Source organism: Microcoleus sp. Aus8_D2, assembly GCF_036702665.1.
Lineage (GTDB): Bacteria > Cyanobacteriota > Cyanobacteriia > Cyanobacteriales > Microcoleaceae > Microcoleus.
Window position 1 is genome coordinate 1 of the sequence record NZ_JAUBUN010000017.1, and the last position, 25743, is coordinate 25743.

The 25743-nt window shown below is 43.1% G+C and carries 19 protein-coding genes; 3 read left to right on the forward strand and 16 right to left on the reverse strand.

Annotated features, from left to right (window positions below; all coding sequences use genetic code 11):
* Positions 1 to 291: 291 nt before the first annotated feature.
* The 6 genes from ppk1 to QUB64_RS15275 form a co-directional block, all read right to left on the reverse strand.
* Positions 292 to 2472 (reverse strand): polyphosphate kinase 1, encoded by a 2181-nt coding sequence (gene ppk1 / locus QUB64_RS15250; protein WP_333271259.1) that lies wholly within the window; start codon positions 2470 to 2472, stop codon positions 292 to 294.
* Between the two features lie 903 nt (positions 2473 to 3375).
* Entirely contained in the window at positions 3376 to 3606 is a 231-nt protein-coding gene (locus QUB64_RS15255) for a hypothetical protein (protein ID WP_333271261.1), read from the reverse strand.
* A gap of 9 nt (positions 3607 to 3615) precedes the next feature.
* The gene (locus QUB64_RS15260; protein WP_333271264.1) at positions 3616 to 4221 is read right to left on the reverse strand and encodes a hypothetical protein; all 606 of its coding nucleotides are present in this window, start codon (positions 4219 to 4221) and stop codon (positions 3616 to 3618) included.
* Between the two features lie 1354 nt (positions 4222 to 5575).
* Positions 5576 to 7027 carry a tyrosine-type recombinase/integrase gene (locus QUB64_RS15265; RefSeq protein ID WP_333271267.1) on the reverse strand — a complete coding sequence of 484 codons (1452 nt, stop codon included), beginning with the start codon at positions 7025 to 7027 and terminating at the stop codon, positions 5576 to 5578.
* Between the two features lie 143 nt (positions 7028 to 7170).
* On the reverse strand, positions 7171 to 10992 hold the full coding sequence (locus QUB64_RS15270; RefSeq protein ID WP_333271270.1) for an NACHT domain-containing protein: 3822 nt from the start codon (positions 10990 to 10992) through the stop codon (positions 7171 to 7173).
* Positions 10993 to 11465: 473 nt separating this feature from the next.
* Complete coding sequence (locus QUB64_RS15275) at positions 11466 to 11684, reverse strand: helix-turn-helix domain-containing protein (RefSeq protein ID WP_333271272.1); 219 nt, start codon at positions 11682 to 11684, stop codon at positions 11466 to 11468.
* Between the two features lie 165 nt (positions 11685 to 11849).
* Between QUB64_RS15275 and QUB64_RS15280 the strand changes: the two genes are divergently transcribed.
* Positions 11850 to 12320, forward strand: coding sequence for a hypothetical protein (locus QUB64_RS15280; RefSeq protein ID WP_333271274.1), 471 nt, complete (start codon positions 11850 to 11852; stop codon positions 12318 to 12320).
* Between the two features lie 98 nt (positions 12321 to 12418).
* Here the strand turns inward: QUB64_RS15280 and QUB64_RS15285 are convergent, their stop codons facing one another.
* The 3 genes from QUB64_RS15285 to QUB64_RS15295 all read right to left on the reverse strand — a co-directional run bounded on the left by QUB64_RS15285 (position 12419) and on the right by QUB64_RS15295 (position 15838).
* Entirely contained in the window at positions 12419 to 13807 is a 1389-nt protein-coding gene (locus QUB64_RS15285; protein ID WP_333271559.1) for a UDP-glucose dehydrogenase family protein, read from the reverse strand.
* Positions 13808 to 14057: 250 nt separating this feature from the next.
* On the reverse strand, positions 14058 to 14996 hold the full coding sequence (locus tag QUB64_RS15290) for a UDP-glucuronic acid decarboxylase family protein (RefSeq protein WP_333271277.1): 939 nt from the start codon (positions 14994 to 14996) through the stop codon (positions 14058 to 14060).
* A 689-nt stretch (positions 14997 to 15685) separates the two neighbouring features.
* On the reverse strand, positions 15686 to 15838 hold the full coding sequence (locus QUB64_RS15295) for a hypothetical protein (protein ID WP_333271280.1): 153 nt from the start codon (positions 15836 to 15838) through the stop codon (positions 15686 to 15688).
* A 467-nt stretch (positions 15839 to 16305) separates the two neighbouring features.
* Between QUB64_RS15295 and QUB64_RS15300 the strand changes: the two genes are divergently transcribed.
* Complete coding sequence (locus QUB64_RS15300; protein ID WP_333271281.1) at positions 16306 to 17052, forward strand: Coq4 family protein; 747 nt, start codon at positions 16306 to 16308, stop codon at positions 17050 to 17052.
* 87 nt (positions 17053 to 17139) lie between these two features.
* Here the strand turns inward: QUB64_RS15300 and QUB64_RS15305 are convergent, their stop codons facing one another.
* The 7 genes from QUB64_RS15305 to QUB64_RS15335 all read right to left on the reverse strand — a co-directional run bounded on the left by QUB64_RS15305 (position 17140) and on the right by QUB64_RS15335 (position 24170).
* Positions 17140 to 18273: a DegT/DnrJ/EryC1/StrS family aminotransferase gene (locus tag QUB64_RS15305; protein ID WP_333271284.1), complete on the reverse strand. Its 1134-nt coding sequence runs from the start codon at positions 18271 to 18273 to the stop codon at positions 17140 to 17142.
* 10 nt (positions 18274 to 18283) lie between these two features.
* A complete protein-coding gene (locus QUB64_RS15310; RefSeq protein ID WP_333271286.1) occupies positions 18284 to 18922 on the reverse strand; it encodes a sugar transferase in 639 nt (212 codons plus the stop codon).
* A 17-nt stretch (positions 18923 to 18939) separates the two neighbouring features.
* On the reverse strand, positions 18940 to 19701 hold the full coding sequence (locus tag QUB64_RS15315) for a class I SAM-dependent methyltransferase (RefSeq protein WP_333271289.1): 762 nt from the start codon (positions 19699 to 19701) through the stop codon (positions 18940 to 18942).
* A gap of 13 nt (positions 19702 to 19714) precedes the next feature.
* Positions 19715 to 20779: a GNAT family N-acetyltransferase gene (locus QUB64_RS15320; RefSeq protein WP_333271292.1), complete on the reverse strand. Its 1065-nt coding sequence runs from the start codon at positions 20777 to 20779 to the stop codon at positions 19715 to 19717.
* A 99-nt stretch (positions 20780 to 20878) separates the two neighbouring features.
* Entirely contained in the window at positions 20879 to 21826 is a 948-nt protein-coding gene (locus tag QUB64_RS15325; RefSeq protein ID WP_333271562.1) for an NAD-dependent epimerase/dehydratase family protein, read from the reverse strand.
* Positions 21827 to 22327: 501 nt separating this feature from the next.
* Positions 22328 to 23086, reverse strand: a complete 759-nt coding sequence (locus tag QUB64_RS15330; protein ID WP_333271294.1) for a class I SAM-dependent methyltransferase — start codon at positions 23084 to 23086, stop codon at positions 22328 to 22330.
* A gap of 385 nt (positions 23087 to 23471) precedes the next feature.
* A complete protein-coding gene (locus QUB64_RS15335; RefSeq protein ID WP_333271296.1) occupies positions 23472 to 24170 on the reverse strand; it encodes a hypothetical protein in 699 nt (232 codons plus the stop codon).
* A gap of 621 nt (positions 24171 to 24791) precedes the next feature.
* Here QUB64_RS15335 and QUB64_RS15340 point away from each other — a divergent pair.
* Positions 24792 to 25628, forward strand: coding sequence for a class I SAM-dependent methyltransferase (locus QUB64_RS15340; protein WP_333271298.1), 837 nt, complete (start codon positions 24792 to 24794; stop codon positions 25626 to 25628).
* Positions 25629 to 25743: the final 115 nt, after the last annotated feature.

The following is a 25743-nucleotide window of genomic DNA, read 5'->3' on the forward strand; positions in this document are numbered from 1 at the left end:
TGAGGCTATGCCGCTCTAAGTATCAAGTTTGTCGGGTTAGGTAAAGTTAATATGCTAATGAGTCCTTTGGGTAGGGGGACTCATTTTTATGGTTTATCCCCTTATTTAAGGGGGTAAAATTAAAGTACAAGATACTAAGCTAGATTTTAGAGGGTGTGGTGTCTAGATTATGCCTAGAAAGTGACAAGCCACAATTAAGCAAACTCAACAACTAGGATGACGTAAATAGGTTAAATGACTAGAATGTATCTAGAAATCAAGGATAGGATGGCTGAAAGCATTGGTAAATGGTTAATTTACCATATCCATCAAAATTTGCTGAGAGCTCACCTCCGGGTTATTAGCAGGCGGGCGTCGCTGAGAGTAGTGTCCCCCAGACTGCAAATCCCAAGCTTGGCGGTTGTCCGCCAACATCACACCCAAAATTTCTTGCAACTCCATCACTATAGTCGGATCTTCCACTTGCACGATCGCCTCAACCCGCCTTGTGAGATTGCGCTGCATCCAGTCAGCAGAACCAATATACACCTCTTCGTTGCCGCCGTTGAAAAAATAAAACATCCGAGAATGCTCTAAAAAGCGGCCGATAATACTGATAACTTTGATATTTTCGCTAACACCCTCAACGCCCGGACGCAAACAACAAATCCCCCGGATAATCAAATCAATTTTAACACCCGCTTGGGAAGCTTCGTACAAAGCAACAATAATTTGAGGGTCAACTAAAGCATTCATTTTAGCGACAATCCGGCCGCAGCTACCGGTGCCGCCTTCGGCCTGTAAGCGGCAGAAGTCGGCTTCGCGGCGGATTAATGCTAAAAAACGCTCGCGCATATTGACAGGCGCCACCAACAATTTACGATAAGATAGCTGTCGGGAATAACCGGTTAAATAATTAAACAAGTCCGTCAAATCCGCACCCAAATCTTCGCGACAACTCAACAAACCCACATCCGTATACAGTCCAGCAGTTTTCGGGTTGTAATTTCCCGTGCCGATGTGGACGTAGCGGCGAATGCAACTGTCCTCGCGCCGGACTACCATCACCACCTTGGTGTGGGTTTTGAGTCCCACCAAACCGTAGACAACGTGCACGCCCGCTTGTTCTAACTTGCGCGCCCAATTAATGTTATTTTCTTCGTCAAACCGGGCTTTGAGCTCGACTAAAACGGCTACTTGCTTGCCGTTTTCCGCAGCTTGAATTAAAGAACTGACGATCGGCGAATCACCAGAAGTGCGGTATAAAGTCATCTTAATCGCTAACACCGAGCGATCGTTCGCCGCCTCAGTAATAAACCGCTGGACAGTGGCTGCAAACGAGTGATAGGGATGGTGCAGCATCAAATCGCCCTGGCGGATGGCCGTGAAAATATCCTCACCCTCCTCAACATCCAACATCGATTTACCTACCATCCTGGGCGGTTCCGAGTTCCGCAAGCGGGGCGGCACCACCGGAGTCCAAGGCGGATCTTTGAGTTCCGGTACCGGCAACCCGACAAAAGACATCAAATCCTTGAGGCCTAGCAGCCCCTCCACGGCGTAAACATCCTGCTCGCCGAGATCCAACTCGTCCATCAACATATCTCGCAGTGCAGGCGGCATAATCGCTGGAATTTCCAGGCGCACCGCAGAACCTGTAAATCGGCGTTTGCGGAGTTCCTGTTCAATGGCCAGCAGCAAATCATCTGCCTCATCTTCCTCCACAGTCAAATCGGAATTGCGAGTAATCCGAAACGGGTGATATTCCTGAATGTCCATCCCCGGAAACAAAGCCTCTAAATTGTGGGCGATTACCTGTTCGAGAGGTACCCCCGTCCACACAGGAGATTTGCCCCTCTGCTGCCACTGCAAGTCCTCCGGTAAGGGCAAAAATCTGGGCAGAACCTGCGGTACTTTGACGCGCGCAAATAGTTCTTCGCGGGTGTCGGGGTCTCTGACAACTACTGCTAAATTAAGACTGAGATTGGATAGAAATGGGAAGGGATGACTGGGGTCAACTGCTAGGGGTGTGAGCACAGGAAATACTTGTTCTTTGAAGTAGCGATGCAAGTAATTTCGCTGTTCTTGATTGAGGTCAATGTAGTCGAGAATGTGGATGCCGTTTGCTGCTAATTTGGGCCGCAGAGTTTGCTCAAAATACGAGTGTTGCTGAGTAACCATCGGCAAAAGCCGCTTGTTGATGGCATCTAGCTGTTCTTGGGGCGTGCGGCCGTCGGAGGTCAATTTACTGACTTTTGCTTCTACTTGCTGTTTGAGTGCGGCTACTCGCACCATGAAGTATTCGTCTAAGTTTGAGCTAAAAATAGCGAGAAATTTGAGTCTTTCTAGGAGGGGCGTGCGGGGGTCTAGGGCTTCGTGGAGCACGCGGTTGTTGAATTCTAGCCAGCTTTGTTCTCGGTTGAAGTAGTATTGCGGGTCGCTGAGGTTGATTTCGGTGTAGGTTTTGGCTGGGGTCTTTTTTTGCTTGGACATGGTTTGCGGGAGTCTTGGGGAGGCTCGATTGTATCTTTACCATTAGTATTGCAGTAGTATTGCGGTAGTGGGGCGGTTGCGGGCGATTGAAATCGCGCCGACACAGACAAAACCCGAGCTCAGAGGGGTTGAAGAAATTAAAACTTAACTGGTTCCAAGGCAGAGCCTTGGAACCCATATTCAGAGGCTCTGCCTCGGCTGGTAAAATGGAGGCAGAGCCTCCCGGATCTGCGTTACCAGGCAGAGCCTGGTAACGAGTATAAACTCTTGTGGGGTGGGCTTCTAGCCCGCCCCAAAGGCATAACATCATATCACGCACCAATCCCCGCAATCCAATCCTGCACCGCCTCCAACAAATCCTCTGCATCCACCGCAAAACCTGTTAACGGCAATTCCAGCGGTGTGGCGCTAATCCAGATTAGTTACCATTTACCAATGCTTTCAGCCATCCTATCCTTGATTTCTAGATACTTTCTAGTCATTTAACCTATTTACGTTATCCTAGTTGTTGAGATTGCTTAATTGTGGCTTGTCACTTTCTAGGCATAATCTAGACACCACACCCTCTAAAATCTAGCTTAGTATCTTGCACTTTAACTTTAACCCCTTAAATAAGGGGATAAATCATAAACACTCCCAAAACCCCCATTTATAAAAAATTAAAATGACGTTTTGGGGTGAAAAACCCGGTTTTGATTTTAGGCCATAACACAAAGTACAAATATCGCTATGCTTGGCAGACTCTAGAGTAGTGATTTTCGACTTGGTGAGAGTAAAAATATGTAGGATAATTGATAATCTATTATTTAACTTTAACCCCTTAAATAAGGGGATAAACAATAAAAATGAGTCCCCCTACCCAAAGGACTCATTAGCATATTAACTTTACCTAACCTGACAAACTTACTCTTTTCTAGAGATTTGTTGCCAGTGGCGAGGCATTGGTAAATCCCAGTCTAAAGTAATTTCATCTCCTATTTCCCTACCCAAAAAGAAGGGACTAAGCACTTTGTTGGCGTGAGCTTGCCACAAAGAAAGTTGGCTACTGTCAATGTCTTCTTGCCACACAGAAGGTTCGTTACCGCCGGGTAAAAGTATCCACCTAATATACAAGTCAAGTCCTAAGTTGGTCAAGGTAGTTACCTATCGCTTTCTGTGTCCTGCAATTGGACACCTGCTACGGGTATAAACAGGTTCCCAAGAAACTTTTAAGTTTTGAGATTTGCCTACATAAATAACTTTTGGTTCTGTTTTGCTTACCATCACAAAGAACAAACCACGAGAAGGAGGTAAAAAATGGAGTGAAGAAAGAGGCAATATCGGTAACTGTAAAATACTTTGTGGGGTGATGTCAGTTACCATGTTTATTTGAGCTTTGTCGGAATTCCCTAAGTATTCCTCCATTACAGTCGCTTTTTTAAGAGCGATATGTGGACTCTCATTCGGTAACTTCGCTTTTCGCTCTGTTCGCTCTATCGATTCAGGAGGAGGAAACTCACCCTCATAATGCACTAGACGTTTCCATGTTTCAGTCATGGTTACATTGCCGAAACATTTTGCATAGGAATCTATATTTAGTTTCTTAGCAAGCTGTTTGTAGAACTCGAAACTCCCAGCACCCAAGTTACCAAAAACAAAACCTGAGTTGAAACCTAGGCTTTTACGTGCCGAACAGTATTCTTCTCGCTCTTCTAACGCGGACGTTACGATTTGCGATCGCAAATCACTTGATAACGGTAAATCTGTCATAGTTATTCTGTTCCAATCGTTGGTTGTAAACGTTTGGGGAAGTCGTGGTTAGTGTGGTTCGTCAAAACCGCATTACCGCGCATCAATCTTCCTTAGTTACTCACGATTGCAGGTTTGCAGCCGCTTGTCAACGGTATAACCGTTAAGTTCTGTAAAGTTTTGTTACGGGTAATGGTACAGAAAAAATAAAAGTTCGTTATATAACCTTTGTTTGTAGCGTAAGTCGCTAATATGGTTTATTTATTATAGCTTACTTAATTAGACTAAAAGGTACAAAAAAGTTGAATAGGAGGGTTTTTTATTGGCTATTTTTATATTTACTATTTACACCCTGTTTTAGTCCATTTTAACGCTATACTGATTTTGTAAACCTATATGGTTTTGAAATATTTTGACATATACTGAAAACAGCCAGCGATTTAAGCGCAAAGTATTCTGAACAAGGAAGTGGCAGAATGATTGTGAATTACGAGAATACACCCGTCTCTATGCCCCATTATTGGGAACACATAGTAACATCTCATTACCTGACAAAGAATAGGTACGTCCCTGCTTATAAGCTAGAAGCGCTTAAGGATGGCGATAGCATAATTGATAGATGCCGTCGGAGATGGTGGAAAATTAAATTAGACGAACACAACCAACATTTGAAACCACAAGGTGCTATTATCCGTTTTGTTTACTGTAACGGCTAAAGCACTATTAAACCGTAAATCAAAGTAGGTCAATCTCAGTTGGTCTACTTTTTTGTGGGTAAATAAAGCGGATTTAGTAGTACAGGATTACGGAACTTTATAGGTTGGTAACATCGTTGTCAACATTAAACAGTGTTATTTAAGTGATGTACATATGTAAGATTTGTAAACATTTACGAGTATAGGGGAGTACAATAGATAAGTTTTATTAATATTAAAATTAGAGTAATTGTAAATCAATGTAACGGAAATATTGCATTAGAACTAACTAACTAGATAAAAAACATGAACAGAGAGATACAAAAATAGTGGGTAGAAAGAGGTAGTAAAGAAAAATAAATCCCCCCCAGGGTTTTGTACCTTTCAAGCCTTAAAGGAGGCAAAAATGGCTGTTTCTGTGGCGATTAAGAGCATGAGTGATTATAAATTGCAAAAAATGAAGGGAAAGGATAGCGACTCACTTCATTAATAAAACTTATCTATTTAAATATAGGGGGGTTCAGTTTTGATTAGTAGCTGTAATATTTTTATTATTTATCCCCCCATATTGGGGGGGATAAAGTTATATATTTACTGATGATATGACCTACAGGTTCACTCAGTAAGTAGGCACAAAAAAACCTACCGGGTTAGGGTAGGTAGGTATGTACTGGGTAGGGTTAGACTACTACTAACTCTGTTGACTCATTAATACCTAAGTAATGTCTTAGAATCACATCCACACTGTTGCCACAACTGCTAGCTATGCGTAACAGAGCGTTGTTATTGTGGCTATTAGCTTGCGCGGTTAGCGTGATGTAAGTGTGACGGCAATGATAGGACGCTAAATAACCACTAATTTTGCCTTCACGAGCCAATTGTGAGACTATACCGGGATAGAAATACGTTACTTCTTCCCCTGATTTGAGAGTTTGTTTTTTTACATAATCACGCCAAACTCTCCCTAGGGAAGAAGTATCTATATACCCCCCATTGGCATTTGAAAAAATTAAACCCTCTGTTTTGTCGCCTTTAATTTCTAACAACAAAGCTTTTAAACGTTCAAAATCTTCAAAATAAAACAAGCGGCTCTCGCCCGTCTTAGTGTTTTTAACCTTGCGAGTAGAAGCACCTAGTGACTTACTAATTTTGATAACATGACGTTCAAAATTAACGTCACGCCAAGTTAGTGCATAAACTTCGCTAGGGCGACAACCCGTTAAAAACAGAAATTCGATAAACGGTGCAAACATGATAGAACCTTTGCGAGTTCTATTGCTATCAGACTCATAAAACGCTTTGATGATGATATCACGTTCATCCTTAGTAAAGGCACGCTTATCATTCTCTAAAGCTTTCTCATCCTCTACTTCATGCCATTCTACAATCTCACCATTAACTACTTTGTCAGCATACTTTTGCTGTGTTGTGACAACAGGTACGCTAAATTTGTTAGTAGCAAAAGGATTGTTAGTAGCCGAATTAACGATTAATCCTTTTGATTGGGCATACTCAAAGGCTTGATTTAACGCTCTCAAACTCAAAGTTTTGAGTTTGGATGTTATTGAATCAAGCGCGGTTTCAATACCCTGTTTGTCATTTAAATGAACGGTAGCTAGCGGGTTGTCAGATAGTGTCAACTGACTACCCTTGTTTTGAAAAATTTTACCGTAAATTATGTTGCCATATTTTTTGTACGTTGTGTCAAAAGTAGTTTCTTCTATGGTTGTTTTTTTCCACAATAGATATGCTTCCCACATCGCACCTACGGTTATCTCAGGTACGGTTTGAGTCGTACCCGGCAATTGAAGTACATCAGCTAACTTAGCATATTTGCCCCCTCCTAAGCCATATTTAGCAAGGGTAGGGTCAAACAGCTTTTCCCACTCTGGATGGTCTAAATCAGCCTCCATCGCAGCAGCAATTTGGCTAGCCCGCTTCCAATCCTCTGGGGTATCAGAGTAGCCGTATTTGCCTATTCCTAAGCACTTAGGCTTACCCTTGAGTGATTTACCGTCTAGTAGCTCCCACAGGGTGCTATGGCGCTTGGGGAAGCGCAAGGCGAGTGACCCTTTGTCAGAGTAAACAGATACATCACAAGCGGACTGTGCCTTTTGAGATTGAGCTTTCATGGTAGGTTCTCTCTGTGACTATTGGTTTGTCAAGGTTCTGGGTTTCTAGATACTTTCTAGATAATGACTAGAATGTGCCTGGTATTTAACCCCTTATTTAAGGGGTTAAACCATAAAATCAGTATAACATGGTTTTCGCCTGCTTAATCGCTAATCCAGGCGATATGAATACCCATGTGAGAGTCGGCGAGTTTGCGGGTGAAAGACGAAAGCGCATTTTCGCACGGGCACGAGTGCAAGATTAAGGCGATGTGCGGTTTTTGCAGCCGGTGTTTGAGTTGGGGGATTAATCGCTTGAATTCCGGGGCGTTGCGGATGGCGGGGATGTCTGTATCTGCGGGGAAGATTGTTTGATATAGTTGGGTACAGAGTTCTTGGGCGATCGGGCTTATATCGGTTTCGCCTTCTAACGCGCGAATGTTGAGGGGTACGGGGAAGGTTTTATCTGTGGGTTTGAGTTGTTTTAGGAGTGTGGGGATATCTGGATTTTGTGGGTGGTTGTCCGGTATTGGGGAATTGGTGGGTTGAGTGTGCCATGCTTGATAAAATTCTGGGTAAGTCTTGCTTTGGGCACAGTCAGAGATGACGAGGCAGCACTTGTGATAAAGAGTAAAGTCGTTTTTGTAGATTTCGGAAGTTAGGCAATCTTTCAAACCAGAGACTGCGATCGCGAAGTGTTTATCTTTCATGATTTCACCTAAGCTATCTGCCGCTATACTACGGATATGTCTATCACCTGAATTGCTGATTAACTCGACTAAAGCGGCGATCGCATCCGGGTTGTTTTTGCATATTTGCCCTAGGCTTACAGTCGCTCTCCTCCGGGTATTTTTATCCTGAAAAGTACCGATTAACTCGACTAAAGCTGAGAGCGCAACTGAGTTATCTTTTTCGATTTTTCCTAAGATATTTAGGGCATTTCTCCAGGTATTGTCATCCTCAGAAGTACCAATAAGCTCGTCGCAATTATCTAAATTTGCGAGTATCAGAGAGTTGTTTGTTACTGATTTTGACAAGCTATATGCCAATTTAATCATCGTATTGTCATCTTCAGAAGTAGCACTCAGTTCATCAAAATTTACAAGTATAACTAAGTTATTTATGTCAATTTTTCCTAAGCTATTTGCCGCTGTCATCCGGGTATTTTGTTCGCCTGAATTGCGAATTAACTTGACTAACCCGGAGATTGCAACTGGGTTATCTTCACCTATTTCTCCTAAGCTTTTTGCCGCTTGCTTCCAAGTATCTTCATCCTGAGAACTACGGATTAACTCGACTAAAGCTTCGATCGCAACAGGGTTAGATTTGCCTATTGTTCCTAAGCTAGCTGCCGCCTCCCTCCGGGTATTTTCATCCTGAGAATTACGGATTAACTCGACGAAAGCTTCGATCGCAACTGGATTATCTTTGCTTATTTCCCCTAATATATTTGCCGCTATCCACCGGGTTTTTTCATTACCTGAATTGCGGATTGACTCAACTAAAGCTACGATCGCCCTTTTCCGATCCGTCTCCTTCAGTATATCCCATGAACTCTCTGCCAGTGGAGCGATAAATGTTTGCCACTCCTGCTTTTCCTCATCAAAATAACCAAACCCCCACTTAATAACCTGCGACACAATCTCATCAGCAAAACTGCAATCCTTAAACTCAGCAATCCCCGCAGCCGCGAGAAAATATGCCCGATCTCCATAAAATTTACCACACCCATCCTCAAACTCAACCAACGCCTTAATAAACGCTTCCTTCTCCTCCTTCCCAACCTCCTCACGGCCCAACCACAGCAAAATAACCTCCTTCCACTGCTTCTCAAAAATCCGATATCGAGCATCAGGATGCTGCGGATTCCCAGGAAAATGATTCAAGAAAAAATGCCAATCCTCAGCCGCCAACGCCGCAAAATATTCCTGAAAAGTCGGATGATAAAAAGCATAAATCCCTTCCGCCGTCTCCGCATCCCTCGCCACCAAATTCAGCCAACCCAAGCGGCAAGCTATCTCAAACTGCGATGCACCCATCACCCGATATCCCACACTTTCTCGTAACTGAAACCGATCCGTTTCATTTAACATCCCAGCCAGAGCCAATTTCCCCAAAGCCGCATTCAAATCCTGCTGCTGACTCCAATTCAGGCGCGGTTCCTTCCACTGATACAAAGCAGTCACAAACCGCCGATAAAGCTTAGCCTTAGTATCCGGCAAATCCCCATCCAACGACTGCCAAGTACCGCACAGCAGCGAACATCTCAGCGGATTTTTTACTAAGTCTTGAATTCGCTCTTTCCCCGATGCTGCTAATGCTTCCCGTAGCTGTTGGGAAAGCACCCCCCCAGCCCCCCTTGCTAAGGGGGGAGTAAGAGTTTCTTCTGTATTTTGGGTTGGGATGGAGGGAGGAAGAACCCCCCCAGCCCCCCTTGCTAAGGGGGGAGTAAGAGTGTTCCCTTCTCCTGTCGCCTGCGTTGATAAACCACGAGCAAAAGTATCCCCTTCTTCTCTTGTCCCCCCCCTTAGCAAGGGGGGGTTAGGGGGGGTTCCAAACCACTTATCGATAAACATTTCCACCTGTTCGGGATAGGAAAACTCCAGAGTACGATAAGTATCAAAAGTATCCAAGGCAGAGCCGATCGCATCCCAAACATTCTGCCGACAACTTAGCACAATCCGCGCCCTTTGAACACAGCCGCCCGTTCTAACTTGTCGCTGAATTTCCGCCAAAGGATTCCCATCACCCGCAGCCATCTCATCCGCGCCATCCAACACCAACCAAACCCGCTCAGCATTAAACTGTGCTAAAAAATCATCTTTAATATCCGCCGTCGCCTCAGCTTTCCCAACCCTCTTAATTGCCGCCAGCAACCAAGTATCAAATAAATACGATTCTAAATCTTTCCCCTGCAAATCCGCCAAAGCAACCCAAATAACAATCGCCTCGGAAATTTCCTCCGCCACCCAATTAGCAATCTGCCGCAACAGCGTAGTTTTCCCCGCCCCCGGTTCCCCAATAATTGCTAACCGCTTCCCATTGCTCTTCGGGCTACTTCCTCCCCGCAAAACTTGCTCCAGAAACTCCTTATTTTCAAAGGTTTGAGTTACTTCTTTTTCCCGGTACAAATCCGAACCTTCCTCCGCCGCCAAATCCTCCCGGCGCTGAGTCACTTTGTGCCGTTCAACCAATCCCAGCGGCACATAAACATCATCAATTTGACGATCGCCAAAAGTTAGCTGATTGCTACTGAGCCGCTGCTGTTCTTTCTCGTCTAAAATCTGCTGACAAATAGCCCGCCAGTCAATCGGTTGGTAAACAATGCGGCTCTTTTGCACAATCTCCTCAAGCCAAGCATACATCTCTTGGGTTGTGGTATCAATTCGCGTCAAAGTTTGCCCGGTGAATATCTGAAAAACCTTTTCATTTTCCTTGATTTCTTGAGCAAAGTATGCAGCCACCAAGGCAAACAACTCTTGCTCTAACTTCGTTTTGTAATGTGCGACATCGCAATTTTCGAGGGCAACTTCCAGCAATTTTTGCTCAACTGCTGCTACCCGATTCTGCTTTAACTCATCTGTGGCAGTCAGCAGCAATTCTATCTCATCTAAACCCTCAATCGGAATCCCAGACGGGACTGTTTCTTTATTAACCTGTTCTAAATCTAATTTGAGCTTTTCGAGCTTTCGTTTCAACCAATCAAAATCGCGCCGCCTGTCTTGCAGCGAATAGCTAAAACTCTCTCGGTTAGCGCTATTTTTCGGATCGATTTCCTGCTTGCATTCTGAGGCGATTTGCTGCTGAGCTTTCAGGAAAGATGTTTTCAGCGCTTTTTCTAAATCGTGATTGACAATTTTACCGTTTCGCGATATCTTTTTAATGCCTGTCAAACAGAGATGTTTTGCTGCATCATTAACTTGAGTTCCTAGTATGCCTTGCCAAGCGACTGTGAAAAGCAAGCCCAAGGTAATCGGATCTGACATTTGACGGTTCTCCTGATGCGCTGCTCGAAGCGGGTTAGTTTGATTGTAGGCGATCGACTTTAGTGGCGATCGGGCGAGTTGACAGGTGCGTCGCTTTGAGATTTTCGATGTTTGGCTAAGGATTTTCTGTGGCGACACACCCGAATACTTGATTGTAGGCGATCGACTTTATTGGCGATCGGGCGAGTTCACAGGTGCGTCGCTTTGAGATTTTTCATGTTTGGCTAAGGATTTTTTGTGGCGACACACCCGAATACTTGATTGTAGGCGATCGACTTTATTGGCGATCGGGCGAGTTGACAGGTGCGGAGCTTTGAGATTTTCGATATTTAGTTAGGGATTCTTCGCAGGCGACACACCCTACGATTACTACCGTGTCCGAATTTCGGGGCAATTGTTGATCCGATTTAAAACTGCTATAATTTCGACAAAAAGGTCGATCGCAAAAACAAAACTCGATCGCCAAAAAGCACCTACTTTTCCATGATGATCACAAAATCCTCAATCAGCACATCAAAGGTGCGGGCCAACTTGTACACTGCCGCAAAGTCAACCATCGCCATCCCCTGAGAGCGGGCATAATTGCTAATCGTACTGTAGCCGACGCCCGATCGCTCCGCAACCTCCTTCAGCGTCCATCCCTTCTCGGCCGCCAACTCTCGAACCCGCAACCTGACTAAACCTTTACTCATATAAACTATTTACAAAATTTTGGATTTAGTATAATATAGCAAAAAGCGATCGCCCCCGGTCAGCGAAACTAAAGGCGATCGCCTGTTAAAATTAATTCTGACAGATAATTTCAGTCGGTCGCACCTAGCAGATAGATTGAGCTACCACCACCAGATGCAACTACAATGATATCAGAGAATCAGTTAAGGTCGTCAGCGATCGGCGCCTCAAAAATTATTCACAAATCGTCAATAGTCAATCCGCGATCGAGATTTGTCACCGAAGAAACAGTAGCACTTTTGTTCAACATCACGCCCGACCAAATTTACCGAATCGAATGCTGTCACAACATGGTGTACGTACACGCCAAAGGCCTGAGTAGATTTGTCAGCTACGCCGATTTCCCCCCAATCTTAGAAGTAAAACCAGCCTGCGCTCAAGATTTTCTCGGCTGGTACAAACGCTGGAAACGCACCCAAGCACCAGAATTTTGGACTAAATTCTATACGTACAACTTCAAAGCCGCTGTTTCAGTTGACAGCTTGCTGGAATGGGGTACATTAGTCGCTACAGTTAAATCGGTAATTTCTGCCTCAGCACTGCAACAACTACGAGATGTTTACGCTCAAGAAAAAACCTTAATGGAAAGTTTCTAAAGCAGGCGGGGCGAGCAAACGCGCGATTGTTGGCTGCGAGTTTTGTAAGGTGCGCATAGCGCACCCTACAGGATAGATATTATCCTCAAAACTCTTTCTTATCTTCCAATCCCTACATATTGGAAACCAGCAGCTTCTAAAACCTTCTTGTCCAAGAAATTGCGGCCGTCAATCATCACTGCATGAGCCATCAATTTGGCCATTTTATCGTAATCTAAATTACGAAACTGTTCCCAGTCAGTCACCAACACCAAAGCATCGCAACCATCAGCCAACCTTTCCGGATCGGTTTCCACCAAAACACCGGACAAACCGTGACGCATCCCAGTTTGAGAAACAATCGGATCGTAAGCTTTAACTTTCGCTCCCAATCTGTTCAAATTATCGATTAAATTCAGCGCTGGGGCATCCCGCAAATCGTCAGTATCCGGCTTGAAAGTCAAACCCAAAAGTCCGACTGTTTTACCTTTGAGAATCTTCAAAACTTGCTGCAACTTTTCAATTGCAATCAAGCGCTGGCGTTCGTTAACTTCCACCGCCGCTTTCAGCAAATGCGCCTCGTAGCCGTAATCCTCAGCAGTGTGAACTAATGCCGAGACATCTTTGGGGAAACAAGAACCGCCCCAACCGATACCAGCCTGCAAAAACTTGCCGCCAATTCGCGAATCTAAACCGATACCTTTGGCTACTTGGGTAACATCTGCGCCGACACGATCGCAAATATTAGCCACTTCATTGATAAAGCTAATCTTAGTCGCCAAAAAAGCATTAGCTGCGTACTTAATCATCTCCGCCGAACTGATATCAGTCATCACTACAGGTACCACAGGCAAAGACGGATTTTCTGCAAACTTGCGATCGACAATTGGCGTGTATAATTGTAGCATCATATCCATCGCCCGCTGAGAGTTGCTGCCGAGAACAATGCGATCGGGATTAAACGTATCGAAAACCGCGCAACCCTCCCGCAAAAACTCTGGATTGCTAACCACATCAAAATCAGCACCTATTTTTGCTGCTACTTCCTCACCTGTAACGCCCTCACCGCTTTGAGCTTTTTGACGTTCAGCCAAACCGTCTAATACAATCCTCCGCACCCAATCCCCCGAACCGATGGGTACAGTTGATTTGTTTACGATCACTTTGTAATCGCCGTCGAGATGAGCGCCAATGCCGCGCGCAACCGCTTCCACGTAGCGAGTATCGCTTTCTCCAGTGGGCAAAGGAGGAGTCCCTACCGCAATGAATAAAATCTCCCCGTGAGCCACTCCTGCTGCTAAATCTGAAGTAAATTCTAGATTTCCCGATTGAGAAGCAGAGGACATTAATTCAGACAGTCCGGGTTCAAAAATAGGAGACTGTCCGGACTTCATTAATTTAACTTTTTCTTCGTTGTTGTCTACACAAATGACATGATGTCCGATGTGGGCCAAGCAAGTGCCGGTGACTAAGCCAACGTATCCTGTACCGATGACGCAAACACGCATAGAAATCTCCTCAAAGTTAGTAAATAAATCAGGTAGGAATGGGAATTGGGAATCGGGAATTGGGAATTGGGAATTGGGAATTGGGAATTGGGAATTGGGAATTGGTATAGTCCTCAATTATGAATTGCGAACAATTTGTAGGGGTAGTGCCTCGCCGTGCCTACCCTCTTCTGCAGCAGCAGGGGGCAACCACTCTTCTGCAGCAGCAGGGGGCAACCACGGGGGGAAAGCCCCTACAATCCCCCAGTATCTACTTTTGGTTTCCCTCGATACGATCGCGAAAATCTTTCACAGTCAACTCTAAACCTTGATCCAGCGGAATAGTTGGCTCCCACCCCAACCAACTTTTAGCACGAGTAATATCCGGTTGTCGCTGTTTTGGATCGTCTTGTGGCAGCGGTTTGAAGATGATTTCCGCCCCAGGATTAATCATGTTTTGAATTTTCTGGGCCAGTTCCAAGATAGTGTATTCGCCGGGATTCCCCAAATTCATCGGCCCGATTTCGTCGCTATTCATCAAGCGCATAAATCCTTCCACCAAATCAGAAACGTAGCAAAAACTCCGTGTTTGGGAACCATCGCCATACACAGTCAGCGGTTGATTGCGCAAAGCTTGAACAATAAAATTGCTGACAACTCGGCCATCATTTTCTAACATTCGCGGGCCGTAGGTATTAAAAATTCGTACAACTCGAATGTCTACCCCATTTTGGCGGTGGTAGTCAAAAGATAGGGTTTCAGCTACTCGCTTCCCCTCGTCGTAACAGCTCCGAATACCGATACAATTAACGTTGCCGCGATAGTCTTCTGTTTGGGGATGGACATCCGGATCGCCGTAAACTTCTGATGTGGAAGCCAGAAAAAATCTTGCTTTTACCCGTTTCGCCAATCCCAGCATATTTAGTGTCCCGATGACATTCGTTTTGATTGTCTTGACGGGGTTGAACTGATAGTGTACTGGCGAAGCCGGACAAGCCAGATGGTAAATCTGATCTACCTCTAACCGAATGGGTTCCGTGATGTCGTGGCGGATCAGCTCAAAATAGGGGTTGTCCAGCCATTTGAGGATATTGCGCTTAGTCCCGGTGTAAAAGTTATCCAGGCAGACTACCTCGTGTCCTTGGGCCATTAAGCGATCGATCAGATGGGAACCGATGAAACCCGCACCGCCTGTGACTAAAATTCTCATGGGGGAAACTGCCGTTCTGTTTAGAGTGCAAGACTGTGGTACAATAATTCAGTCGATCGAATCAAACTTGCTAATACAATAACAAAATTTAGAGCGACAATGTAAAGACTTATCCGCAACCTTCATACAATCTTTAATTAACTTAGCATTTTAAAATATATTCACCTGAGTGCGATCGACACTGGAGCTAAGCTCGTTAATTTTACGGAGACTTCGATATTTTTCCAACAATACTCTTGACACGATCTTCAAAGTGAATATATAATATATTTTTATTTTAAAAAAATATAGTTAGCCAACAGAACCTATTGTAGCGTGAGTTGGGTGAGGCGATGGAATGGGGTAACAAATAGATAAATCTTAACCGCGCCGCCACCCACCCACATTCTGATGCAGTTAAAGGCAGAAAGAGAAGTCAATTTGGCGAACAATGCTCAAATATCTCATGGATGAAAATGTTGATCTAGTTTAGATCGACCAAAGTAGAAGCGTATAATGTTGTGCAGTCCACGGCGATCGACTCGAAGACAGACACCTACCCAAGCTTTACCCAGCACAGATGAAGGCGCTGTGTGACTTACTGAAGTTCTCGATCGCCGATTTGGTAGAATAGTCTGGGGAGTTGAGGCGGGGTGGGTTGGGCAATTCAGCCTTGGGGGATAGCTGGGCCGCGCGTACTTTTGCGAGGGCTAATCAATAACAGGGCGATGCCCTACGGGATGCTGCGCCGCGCGTACTTTTTTGAGAACATGACGGGCGATCGCATCTAATACCAGTTTCCCCAAAAATAATGCAACTGTAGGCTCCTGCTCCGAACCCTTATGCAGTAAGTGATTCCCCATTATTCAATTCTTTAATATCCATTCTTTAATCTCAAATCTAAATTGGTATAACCCTATCCTCAAGTCTCAAGTTATACCAATTTTCATGCATTAATGCAACAGTATATGTAGGGTGTGGAGCCATCGACAATCTCTAAAAAAGAGTGAAAATCTAATAGCTCCGCACCTTACACATTAGGTGAACGAAACAAACCCCAAAATTTTATTGTTGCAACATTTTTTCACGCATGGTATTAGATGCTCCCGTCAAGTCCTTAGCTAGAAGTGATAAAAATCTCAAAATTTCTCAATATACAATAGAATGGTGTAACTTGGCGGGCACTTATCAAATCAATACTCCGGACTGTTTTGAGATTAGCCGCTAAAACCCGCATTCTACCGTTAATATTTCTGATTCTGATGAAACTGAAACCCTCATTCTACCGTTGGCGATCGCAAACTGTCCGGACTATTGTTATCAAATAAAAATGCGTGCTAAAATACTGCATCAGTTACCAGAAATATTTTTAGCAAAGGAGGATGAGCAAATGGAGAACATCGTCACAGAAAAACAGCAGCGGGAAGCGCAGCTTCTGGAAGCTTTTATTAACATGGTGAAATCTCCTGACGGAGACTTTGAGGCTCTCGGACACTTGTTCAAAGCTGCGAGCGATGGTTATAGCCTCCAGCTAATAATAGATATTCTTTCCCAGGAACCTCAAGCAAAACGGGCATTTAAAGAACGTCCGCGTTTGGGAAATGTCGATTTGGAAGCACTCCACCAATTGCCGAAAAATACGCTCGGTTATCATTATGCAGTTCATATGCTAAGCAATAACCTCAAAGTTTTGTCAGCCAAAGAAATCCCTGATGATGACTTGGCATTTTTGGCTGTGCATACTACTGAAACCCATGACTGTTGGCACGTCGTCACCGGTTGCAGCACCCATATAACAGGAGAAATTGAGTTAGAGGCTTTTTATGTGGCGCAGATGTCGGCTTCTCGTTTTTGGCTGGCACTCCTTGCTAAAAATTTGTTAAAATCTACATTACAAGACATTGAAACCAGCGGCGATTATATGGATGCGCTATGCCGAGGTTGGTTGCGGGGAAAACAGGCTAAACTGCTATTTGGAATTGAGTGGAATAAGCTGTGGGAAACGCCGCTGGCAGAAGTGCGCGATCGCTTAAACTTAAATAGAGTACCGGAAACCGATCGCATTCTTTCAGCCTAATTCAGCGACCAACTTCGAGACCATCTCAAAACCCGGTTTCTTGAAGAAACAGGTTTTTTTTCGTTGAGCTGAATCGCCTTTCATCCCTCAAGCTGTTCGATGAATTTCTGCGATCGCACTGGTGACTCGTTCTAAATCTTCTTCAGTTAAATTCGAGCCAGAAGGCAAGCAAAGACCATGTTCAAATAACTCTTCAGCAACTTCGCCTCCGATAGATTCACACTCAGCAAATACTGGCTGCAAATGCAAAGGTTTCCAAACCGGACGCGCTTCTATTTTCTCCTTCGCCAGTGCGAGGCGAACAAGTTCTCTATCCGCACCGAAAGCAGCAGGATTAATTGTCAAACAAGTCAGCCAGCGAGTAGCGCGTCCGAAATCAGCTTCCGGCATAAATTCGATTCCCGGCAAATTTCCCAAAGCTTGTTTGTAAACCTCAAAATTGTGCCGTCTCGCCTCAACTCTATCCTCCAAAACCCGCAATTGACCAATCCCAATCCCCGCTAAAACGTTGCTGAGGCGGTAGTTATAGCCGATTTCGGTGTGTTGGTAGTGAGGAGCAGGATCGCGGGCTTGCGTCGCCAAGAAACGGGCTTTTTCTACCAGTTTTTGGTCGTCAGAAACTAACATTCCGCCGCCGGAAGTGGTGATAATTTTATTACCGTTGAATGAGAAAATCCCGATTTTGCCAAAAGTTCCCGGAGAACGGTTTTTGTAAGTAGCTCCTAGGGATTCGGCCGCATCTTCAATTAGGGGTATTTCATAGTCATTGCAAACTGCTAAAATAGGGTCAATATCGGCACTTTGACCGTAGAGGTGTACGATCGCCACAGCTTTGGGCAACTTTCCTAATTTGGCTCGTTTGTCCAGGGCTTCTCGCAACAATTCTGGATTCATGTTCCATGTAGTGCGATCGCTATCAATGAAAACCGGTTTGGCGCCTAAATAAGTAATCGGACTCGCCGTAGCAATAAACGTCAGAGTCGAGCAAAAAACCTCATCGCCTGCACTGACACCAATTAATTGTAAAGCTAAATGTAAAGCCGCAGTGCCCGAACTCAGAGCAGCGGCGTGGCTGGAACCGACAACATCGCAGAATTCCCGCTCGAAAGCATCGACATGGGGGCCGACGGGGGCGATCCAGTTGGTGTCAAAGGCTTCTTGGACAAACTTTTGTTCTAGTTCGCCCATGTGCGGCGTTGAGAGGAGGATTTGTTTGGTCATTGGGGAGACTTCATTCATTACCTTTAAACTCTTCACTTGTAAGATGACCTTCTTGGCTGATTTCTTTTTGTCCCAAGACTTGACCTACTGTCAGGAAAAGTATTTTCAAATCCAGCCACAGGTTCCAATTATCCACATACCAAACATCGAGCCTAAATTTCTCCGGCCAATTACCATCTAGAAGTCGGCGACCGTTCACCTGGGCCCACCCGGTGATTCCGGGCATCACATCATGGCGGCGTGCTTGTTCTGGGCTGTAGCGTTCTAGGTATCGTACTAACAAGGGACGAGGGCCAACAAAGCTCATGTCGCCTTTGAGAACATTCCACAGTTGGGGAAGTTCGTCCAAACTGGTTTTTCGCAAGAATTGACCGATCGCAGTCAGGCGTTGTTCGTCGGGGAGCAAGTTTCCTTCGCGATCGCGATCGCTCGTCATCGTGCGAAATTTGTAGAACTTGAAGACGTGGCTATCTTTACCTGGCCTCGGTTGTGTGAACACAACGGGAGAACCCATGCGGATGTAAATGGCGATCGCCACTATTAAAACGATGGGAGAGAAAATTAGTAGGGCGATCGCGGCAACTAATCTATCTAATACCCACTTAACTAATCTGCTGAATTTGGTGATTGGCGATCGGTGATTATTCATGGTTCATTGCTCATCATTCATTTTTTACAGACAAAGTAAAGCATTCCTTGTAGGCGTTCATTCGCTAATGTTTCAATTGATTCTGGCATTCTTCCTTCTTGTTTGATCTGATAACTAGAACCCACAGCAACTACATGAAAACCAACTTTTTTTATAATCTGTTCAGCCTCTGCAACTTGATACCAATAAGGATAAGGGCCTCGATCCAGAAGGCATAACCAGTTTGGTTTTCCACCAAGCTTCAGCCAAGGAATATATTGAAGAGAACGATTTGAGCCGCGAAGCTTCCGTATCAGGCTGAGATAAGATAAATATGACTTGTAGATGGGACTTCTAACTCTCGTTTCAAAGCTGAGGAATGAGAATAATGCAATCCCCCCCATTTTGAGGATACGATAAGCCTCTTCCATCGCCTTTAATCTGCTTGAATCATTTTCGATCAAACAAATAATTTGTTGAAGATAAATTATCTGATCGAAACTAGCATCTTCGTAGTTTAAGCTAGTTGCATCCTGAACTTCAAAAGAAATACTCTGCGTCGCATCTCTTTTTTTTGCCTGCTCAATAAATTCTGGCACGTAATCATAACCGGCAAGAGATGTAAAACCCATCTGTTTCATTTCTAATAAAATTCTTCCTCCTGCTGTTCCAGCTTCGAGTATTTTTCCTGTTCGAGCTAAATAAGTTTCTATTAGATACTTTTCTTCCTCAATCAATTGTTCTTTGTCTGCCCAACTCTCAAATTCTACTGTGCTGTAAACTTGCTTGTTGTCCATCATACAATTCTCCTAATCAGTTAGAGCGATATGCAGGGAAAAAATTGGTATTCAGTAGATGCTCCACCTCGATCTTCAGATATTTTGCACGTAGGTTAACTAAATGAAGATATTTTTCTTCATCTGTAATTAAGCGTCGGGTGAAAAAAGTGTGTCTTTGCTTAGAGAAACCTGCTTTGAAATGGTAGAGACTATCTTGCGAACCTCCTAAACCACCGCCTAGATGGAAAACTTGATTACCGCGTTCCTTAGCCCAGAATCGAACATAATCAAACATTAGTTTAGTGGGTGCTTGTTTCAAAAAGCTTGACTTCGTACCACCCAGATGATACTGAACGATGCCGCAGCACTCAGTAAACAAACCACCACAGGTAATTTCTCCATTCAATTCTACCATACATAAATGCAATTTATCTCCTAATACATCGATGAGTTTTACCAGATAATTAGTTCCGAAATAATATAACTTTGCAGCCCCAACCCGAGCCATTGTTTCCTCATAAATCGCGTTGAAATCATTAATATATTCCTGAATAGGAACCATTTTAGCCGAAAAACCTTCGCGGACGCATCTATTTATTTTATTGCGATGTTCAGAGCGAGTTTGACTCCATATTTCACTTCGTTCGAGTGTTAAATCTACAGAAACTGTTTCTCCATTGAGTGTAAACAAGTCATTGTTTATCGAAGTATTAACATCCTTGTTGAGAATAGGATGCAGCCGTAAAAAAGCCGAACAAATATTGCGATCGCGCCAGGCCTGTGTTAAATTTTCGATTGCCAAGATAAAAAAATCAGGAGTGCTAGCTGCGGCTTCATTTAACAAAAATCCCGGATAGCCATAGGGCGATATAACATCAAAAACTTCTACTGTCTCTGCAAATAAATTATTGCACTTTCGCAATAAATAAGGCAAAAAGAATATTTTGTCATCATCAGCAATCAAAATAGCTTCTGCGGTTGCTTCGGTTCTTTTTGCTTCTAAATCCACATAGCCAGGTAAATGATAAAAATCATGTCTGAGATTATCCAGAGTTTCTAGCCACAAAGGACTGCTTAAATCAATAAATTGGATTTTCATGGCTTGATAATTTTAAGTTGATTATTCGCGAAGATTTACTGTGCATATAACCTCATCTGCTGACTTAGCACTTCAGCAGATGAGTAGGTTCAGCACCTTCTAGCCGTACAAAGACTGCACCCATTCCCATTCTTGCTTCAACCCTTCCCTCAAAGAAACCTGTGCCTGATATCCCAAGATTTTCTGAGCTTTCGATACGTCAGCGCTAGTATCTCGCGCATCTCCTTTGCTCGATTCTAGGTAATTGATGCGAATCGGGCGATCGACAATGCTTTCCATAGTCTGAATAACTTCCGCCAAAGCAACTCGACTTCCCCCTCCAATATTAAATATTTCCCCGACAGCTTCCGGCACTTTAGCGGCAGCTAAATTAGCGGCAACGCAATCGCTGATAAATGTAAAATCTCGCGTTTGCTGTCCGTCTCCGTAAATTGAAATCGCTTCGCCGCGCAAAATTGACTTAAAAAATATGTGAAATGCCATATCGGGACGCTGGCGAGGCCCGTAAACAGTGAAATACCGCAGCATGGTTGCGGGAACGCCAAAATTGTGATGATAAAGCGAAGCCAAACGTTCAGCGGCTAATTTGGTAATCCCGTAGGGAGAAACTGGTTGAGGGCAGGCAGTTTCGGAAGTAGGAAAAGTTTCAGCATTGCCGTACACCGACGAAGACGAAGCCAATACAAACTTTTTCAGTTGCGGTGCATCTTTTGCGGCTTCTAGGAGTACCTGAGTTGCATTGATATTGCGTTCCGTATAGCTGCGGAAACCGTCTCCCCAACTAGCACGGACTCCTGCTTGGGCTGCTTGGTGGTAAATGACTTCTGCATTTGCTAATAGCGGTTTCCAATCCAAAGATAAGATATTGCCCTCAATTAGTTGAAAATTCGGATTTTTTTCAAAATGAGCGAGATTTTTTCTCTTCAATTCGGGATTGTAGTAATCGTTGACTTCATCAACACCGATTACTTGTTCACCTTGGTTTAAAAGAGTTTCGACTAAGTTAGAGCCGATAAAACCTGCCGCGCCTGTAACAATATTACTCATGGGTTGATTGTTGATTGTTGATTGTTGATTGTTGACTTCAGCATACAAAGCCTCGTATTGCTTGAGGATATGTGGTAGGTCATAATTAACCATATTTTCTCGTCCGCGCTTGCCCATATGTTGAGCTTCCTCTGGATGGTCTAAAATCTCTGTTGTTACTACTCCTTCTTTTGCTACACTATGAATATCACTTTATCAATAGTTCGGACAGTTTTTATTTCGTAGTCTGAAACCATTATTTTCCATTGACGGATAGGGGCGCTCGCGCACGGATTACCCTACAAAACACTATATACAGCATATCCCAGGTTTATGAAGTACAGTAGCAACTATTGGCAAACCCGCTACATAGGTAGATCCAAAAGATTGTGCATCACATATACATCGAATATGTTGTATATAGCGTATCTGCGTAATTCCTGATACTTTAACTCAAGTTAATACCACCTTAAACTATTTTTTGCCTATGTTTGGTGTGCGAAAGTCTTAATTAACTAAAATTTACTTTTTGCACACAAAGTAAAGCATCCCTGCAATCGGTTCTTTGACTAATGTTTCAATTGACTGGTGCATTTTGCCTTGTTTAATCTGAAAATCAGAACCAATAGCAACCACTTCAAAATTGACTTCTCTTAAAAGCTGGTAAACCTCTTCAACCTTGTACCAATAGACATAAGGTTCCCGATCGACAAGCGCCGACAAGTTTACTTTCCCACCATGCTTAAGCCAAGGCAGATACTGAATTGTCCGATTCGATCCCCGCAAATTCCTAAACATACCCAAATACATCAAGAACAACGAATACATAACACTGCTCTTTCTGGCATCAAAACTTAGAAACGAAAATAAAGCCGTTCCCTCATTTTTGAGAATTCGATAAGCCTCCTTCAGGGCTTTTAACCTGGCTTCGGCATCATCAATAGAAGAAATTATTTGCTGTAAATAAATGATCTGATCGAAATCATTATCTTTGTAATTTAATCTAGTTGCATCCTCCACCTCAAAATAAATACTGCCGCTCGAATCTTTCTGTCTTGCCTGCTCAATGAATTCTGGCACGTAGTCATAACCGTAAAGAGATGTAAAACCAATTTTTTTCATCTCTAACAAAATTCTTCCTCCTGCGGTTCCAGCTTCTAAAGTTTTTGCTCTTTTATCTAAATAGTTTTCGAGCAAAAATTTTTCCTGAGTGAGTAAACGTTTTTTATAAGCCCACTCCTCAAATGCTACAGTGCTGTAAACTTCCTTGTTGTCACTCATAAACTTACCATCAATAAAGAGAACGATAGACCGGAAAAAAATCCGTAACTAGCAGTTTATCTGCTTCTGTGTTCAAAAATCTTGCACGCAGTTCAATCAGTTCGAGATATTTAGTTCGCTCTGTAATTATCCGCAGCGTCAAAAAAGTATGTCTTTGCTTGGAAAAACCTGCCTTGAAATGGTAGAGACTGTCCTGGAAACCTCCTAAACCTCCCCCTAGATGAAAAAGTTGATTGCCGCGTTCTTTAGCCCAGAATCGAATATAATCAAACATCAGTTTGCTAGGTGCTTGTTTAAAAAACTCGCTTCTGGTTCCTCCCAAGTGATATTGAATTATTCCACAACACTCGGTAAATATCCCTGAACAAGTAACTTTATCCTCTAATTATACTATACACAAGTGAACTTTTTCACCTAGTTTAGAGAAATGTGAAAAATATTCATCATCAAAATAGTACGATCGCCCAGCCTCTACCCGATCCATTGTTTCATGGTAAATCGAAATAAACTCGCTGATATAGTCCTGAAATGGAACGATTTTTGCTGTCATCTCAGAGCGCTTTAACTTATTAATACTCGTGCGGTGTTCCGATCTAGTTTGACTCCATATTTCCGCTTCGGAGAGTTTCAAATTCACAGATACAGTTTCTCCATTTAATTTGCAAATATCGGGCGATAAAATTTCCTTAAATCCGCTGTTAAGTATCGGATGCAGCCGAAAAAATGCCGAACAGACTCCCTTGGCACGCAATACAGAGATTAGCTGATTCATTGCCAACTCTAAAAAATCTTTTGTACTAGCTGCCTTCTCACTCAACAGAATTCCTGGATAACCATAAGGGGAGACAACATCAAAAACATCTTGTGTTGCCAAGCTTTGGTCAAATATATCATAGCACGGACGCAAAAAATAAGGTATAAAAAAGATTTTGTCATCTTCAGCTATCACAATAGCTTCTGCTAGGGCGTTGTTCCGAATCGACTCCAAATATAGATATTCAGGCAAATGATAGATATCGTGGCGAATTTTTTGCAGAGTCTCTAACCACAAAGAGTCTGATAAACCAATTACTTGAATTTGCATTTTATGCACTCCTAAATAATAAGTAATTTCATGTTCGGTTGAATCGCTATTGAATCATTGGTCATTTCTAATATCTAAGTTTCTTAATTTAATAAAAGACTGCATAATTTACACCGATAGAGCTTCAGTATAAAGAGCTTCATATACTTTCAGGATCTGTGGCAATCCATACTCCGTCATTCCTTCTCGTCCGCGCTTTGCCATGATGGAAGCATCTTCAGGACGATACATATGTAAATGGATGTAAATCGAGATCGCCACTATAGCCTTTCTCAGGTAGGTGAGGTACAGACAAATGCTCGAAAATCCTGAAATTCATAGAATCTGGTACACCTCATGTTGGTGAGAACCGCTATATATCTAAGTATTGCAGTAAAAAAAACAAATGGCGATACCCACAAACAATTACCATTATAGAGGCAAATGAGTAAATCATTGCACAAGCTAAGTTGATTTATGTCAAAAATAGTTATTTTTTGTATCAAATTATTTACGCAAGTCAAAAATATTAAGAATTATTAAATTTTGGTAATGAGTAACGAATTCTCGCTCCGACAATTTCACGGACGTGTTAAGATTAGGTGCAAACAATCAAGAGTATAAGTTTACAAAAAAACTACCATGAAATTAAAAAAAACATTACCTCCTAATCGGAGTTTTGAACAAATTCAAAATCACTATTTGGTGGAGAAAGCCATTGCCGACAGAATCAAGGTATCTAGTCTTGAAGACCGAAAACTTATCTATGCCACGATGTATGATGAATTATTTGGTAAAGTACCAGATCACCCAAGATTGACTAGAAGAGACAATGAACAACTTACTCTAATAGCAAATAAGAACAAATTGGCTACCCTCAGTGGGCTTATAGATCAATCAACTGTCTTCGCAGAATTTGGTCCTGGGGACTGCCGATTTGCTATGGAAGTTGCCAAATATGTTAACTGTGCATATGGCATAGATATTTCAGATCAGCGCAACCCAAACCACAATGCGCCTGATAATTTCAAATTAATTATATATGATGGTTACTCTCTTGAAGGGATCGAAGAAAATTCCATTGACATCTTGTTTAGCGATCAAATAATCGAACACTTTCATCCCGAAGAAACTCAGCTTCATTTTCAATTAGCATATCGTATTCTCAAAAAAGGTGGCAAGTACATATTTATAACACCACACGCATTCAGAGGTCCGCATGATGTATCTGCCTATTTTTCCGATGAGCCAGAATGCTTTCATTTGAAAGAGTGGACTTATGCCGAACTACATCAAATCCTGAGCCAGTTAGGGTATTCAAAACTTGATTCATATTGGTGCGCAAAAAGCATAAAATTCAGAATGCCTAATTTCTATTTTGAAGTCTGTGAAAAAGTGCTAGGTTTATTCCCAAGGCAATACATAAGAGTTGTTGCAAAATATTTAATACCCAACATTTTTTGTGCCACTATCAAATAAAACATAAACTTGGAAAAAACTTCCTTGACCTAACTATGGGCTTCATCTCTGTACTCATAAGTCAGCAATTTCAAGATAGGATACGCCTAATTCCCGATAAAATTCTGCTGGTCGC

Coding starts and splice junctions, on each gene's coding strand:
- ppk1 (WP_333271259.1), bottom strand. CDS start 2,472: ATGTCCAAGCAAAAAAAGACCCCAGCCAAAACCTACACCGAAATCAAC.
- QUB64_RS15260 (WP_333271264.1), bottom strand. CDS start 4,221: ATGACAGATTTACCGTTATCAAGTGATTTGCGATCGCAAATCGTAACG.
- QUB64_RS15265 (WP_333271267.1), bottom strand. CDS start 7,027: ATGAAAGCTCAATCTCAAAAGGCACAGTCCGCTTGTGATGTATCTGTT.
- QUB64_RS15270 (WP_333271270.1), bottom strand. CDS start 10,992: ATGTCAGATCCGATTACCTTGGGCTTGCTTTTCACAGTCGCTTGGCAA.
- QUB64_RS15275 (WP_333271272.1), bottom strand. CDS start 11,684: ATGAGTAAAGGTTTAGTCAGGTTGCGGGTTCGAGAGTTGGCGGCCGAG.
- QUB64_RS15280 (WP_333271274.1), top strand. CDS start 11,850: ATGATATCAGAGAATCAGTTAAGGTCGTCAGCGATCGGCGCCTCAAAA.
- QUB64_RS15285 (WP_333271559.1), bottom strand. CDS start 13,807: ATGCGTGTTTGCGTCATCGGTACAGGATACGTTGGCTTAGTCACCGGC.
- QUB64_RS15290 (WP_333271277.1), bottom strand. CDS start 14,996: ATGAGAATTTTAGTCACAGGCGGTGCGGGTTTCATCGGTTCCCATCTG.
- QUB64_RS15295 (WP_333271280.1), bottom strand. CDS start 15,838: ATGGGGAATCACTTACTGCATAAGGGTTCGGAGCAGGAGCCTACAGTT.
- QUB64_RS15300 (WP_333271281.1), top strand. CDS start 16,306: ATGCGTGCTAAAATACTGCATCAGTTACCAGAAATATTTTTAGCAAAG.
- QUB64_RS15305 (WP_333271284.1), bottom strand. CDS start 18,273: ATGACCAAACAAATCCTCCTCTCAACGCCGCACATGGGCGAACTAGAA.
- QUB64_RS15310 (WP_333271286.1), bottom strand. CDS start 18,922: ATGAATAATCACCGATCGCCAATCACCAAATTCAGCAGATTAGTTAAG.
- QUB64_RS15315 (WP_333271289.1), bottom strand. CDS start 19,701: ATGATGGACAACAAGCAAGTTTACAGCACAGTAGAATTTGAGAGTTGG.
- QUB64_RS15320 (WP_333271292.1), bottom strand. CDS start 20,779: ATGAAAATCCAATTTATTGATTTAAGCAGTCCTTTGTGGCTAGAAACT.
- QUB64_RS15325 (WP_333271562.1), bottom strand. CDS start 21,826: ATGAGTAATATTGTTACAGGCGCGGCAGGTTTTATCGGCTCTAACTTA.
- QUB64_RS15330 (WP_333271294.1), bottom strand. CDS start 23,086: ATGAGTGACAACAAGGAAGTTTACAGCACTGTAGCATTTGAGGAGTGG.
- QUB64_RS15335 (WP_333271296.1), bottom strand. CDS start 24,170: ATGCAAATTCAAGTAATTGGTTTATCAGACTCTTTGTGGTTAGAGACT.
- QUB64_RS15340 (WP_333271298.1), top strand. CDS start 24,792: ATGAAATTAAAAAAAACATTACCTCCTAATCGGAGTTTTGAACAAATT.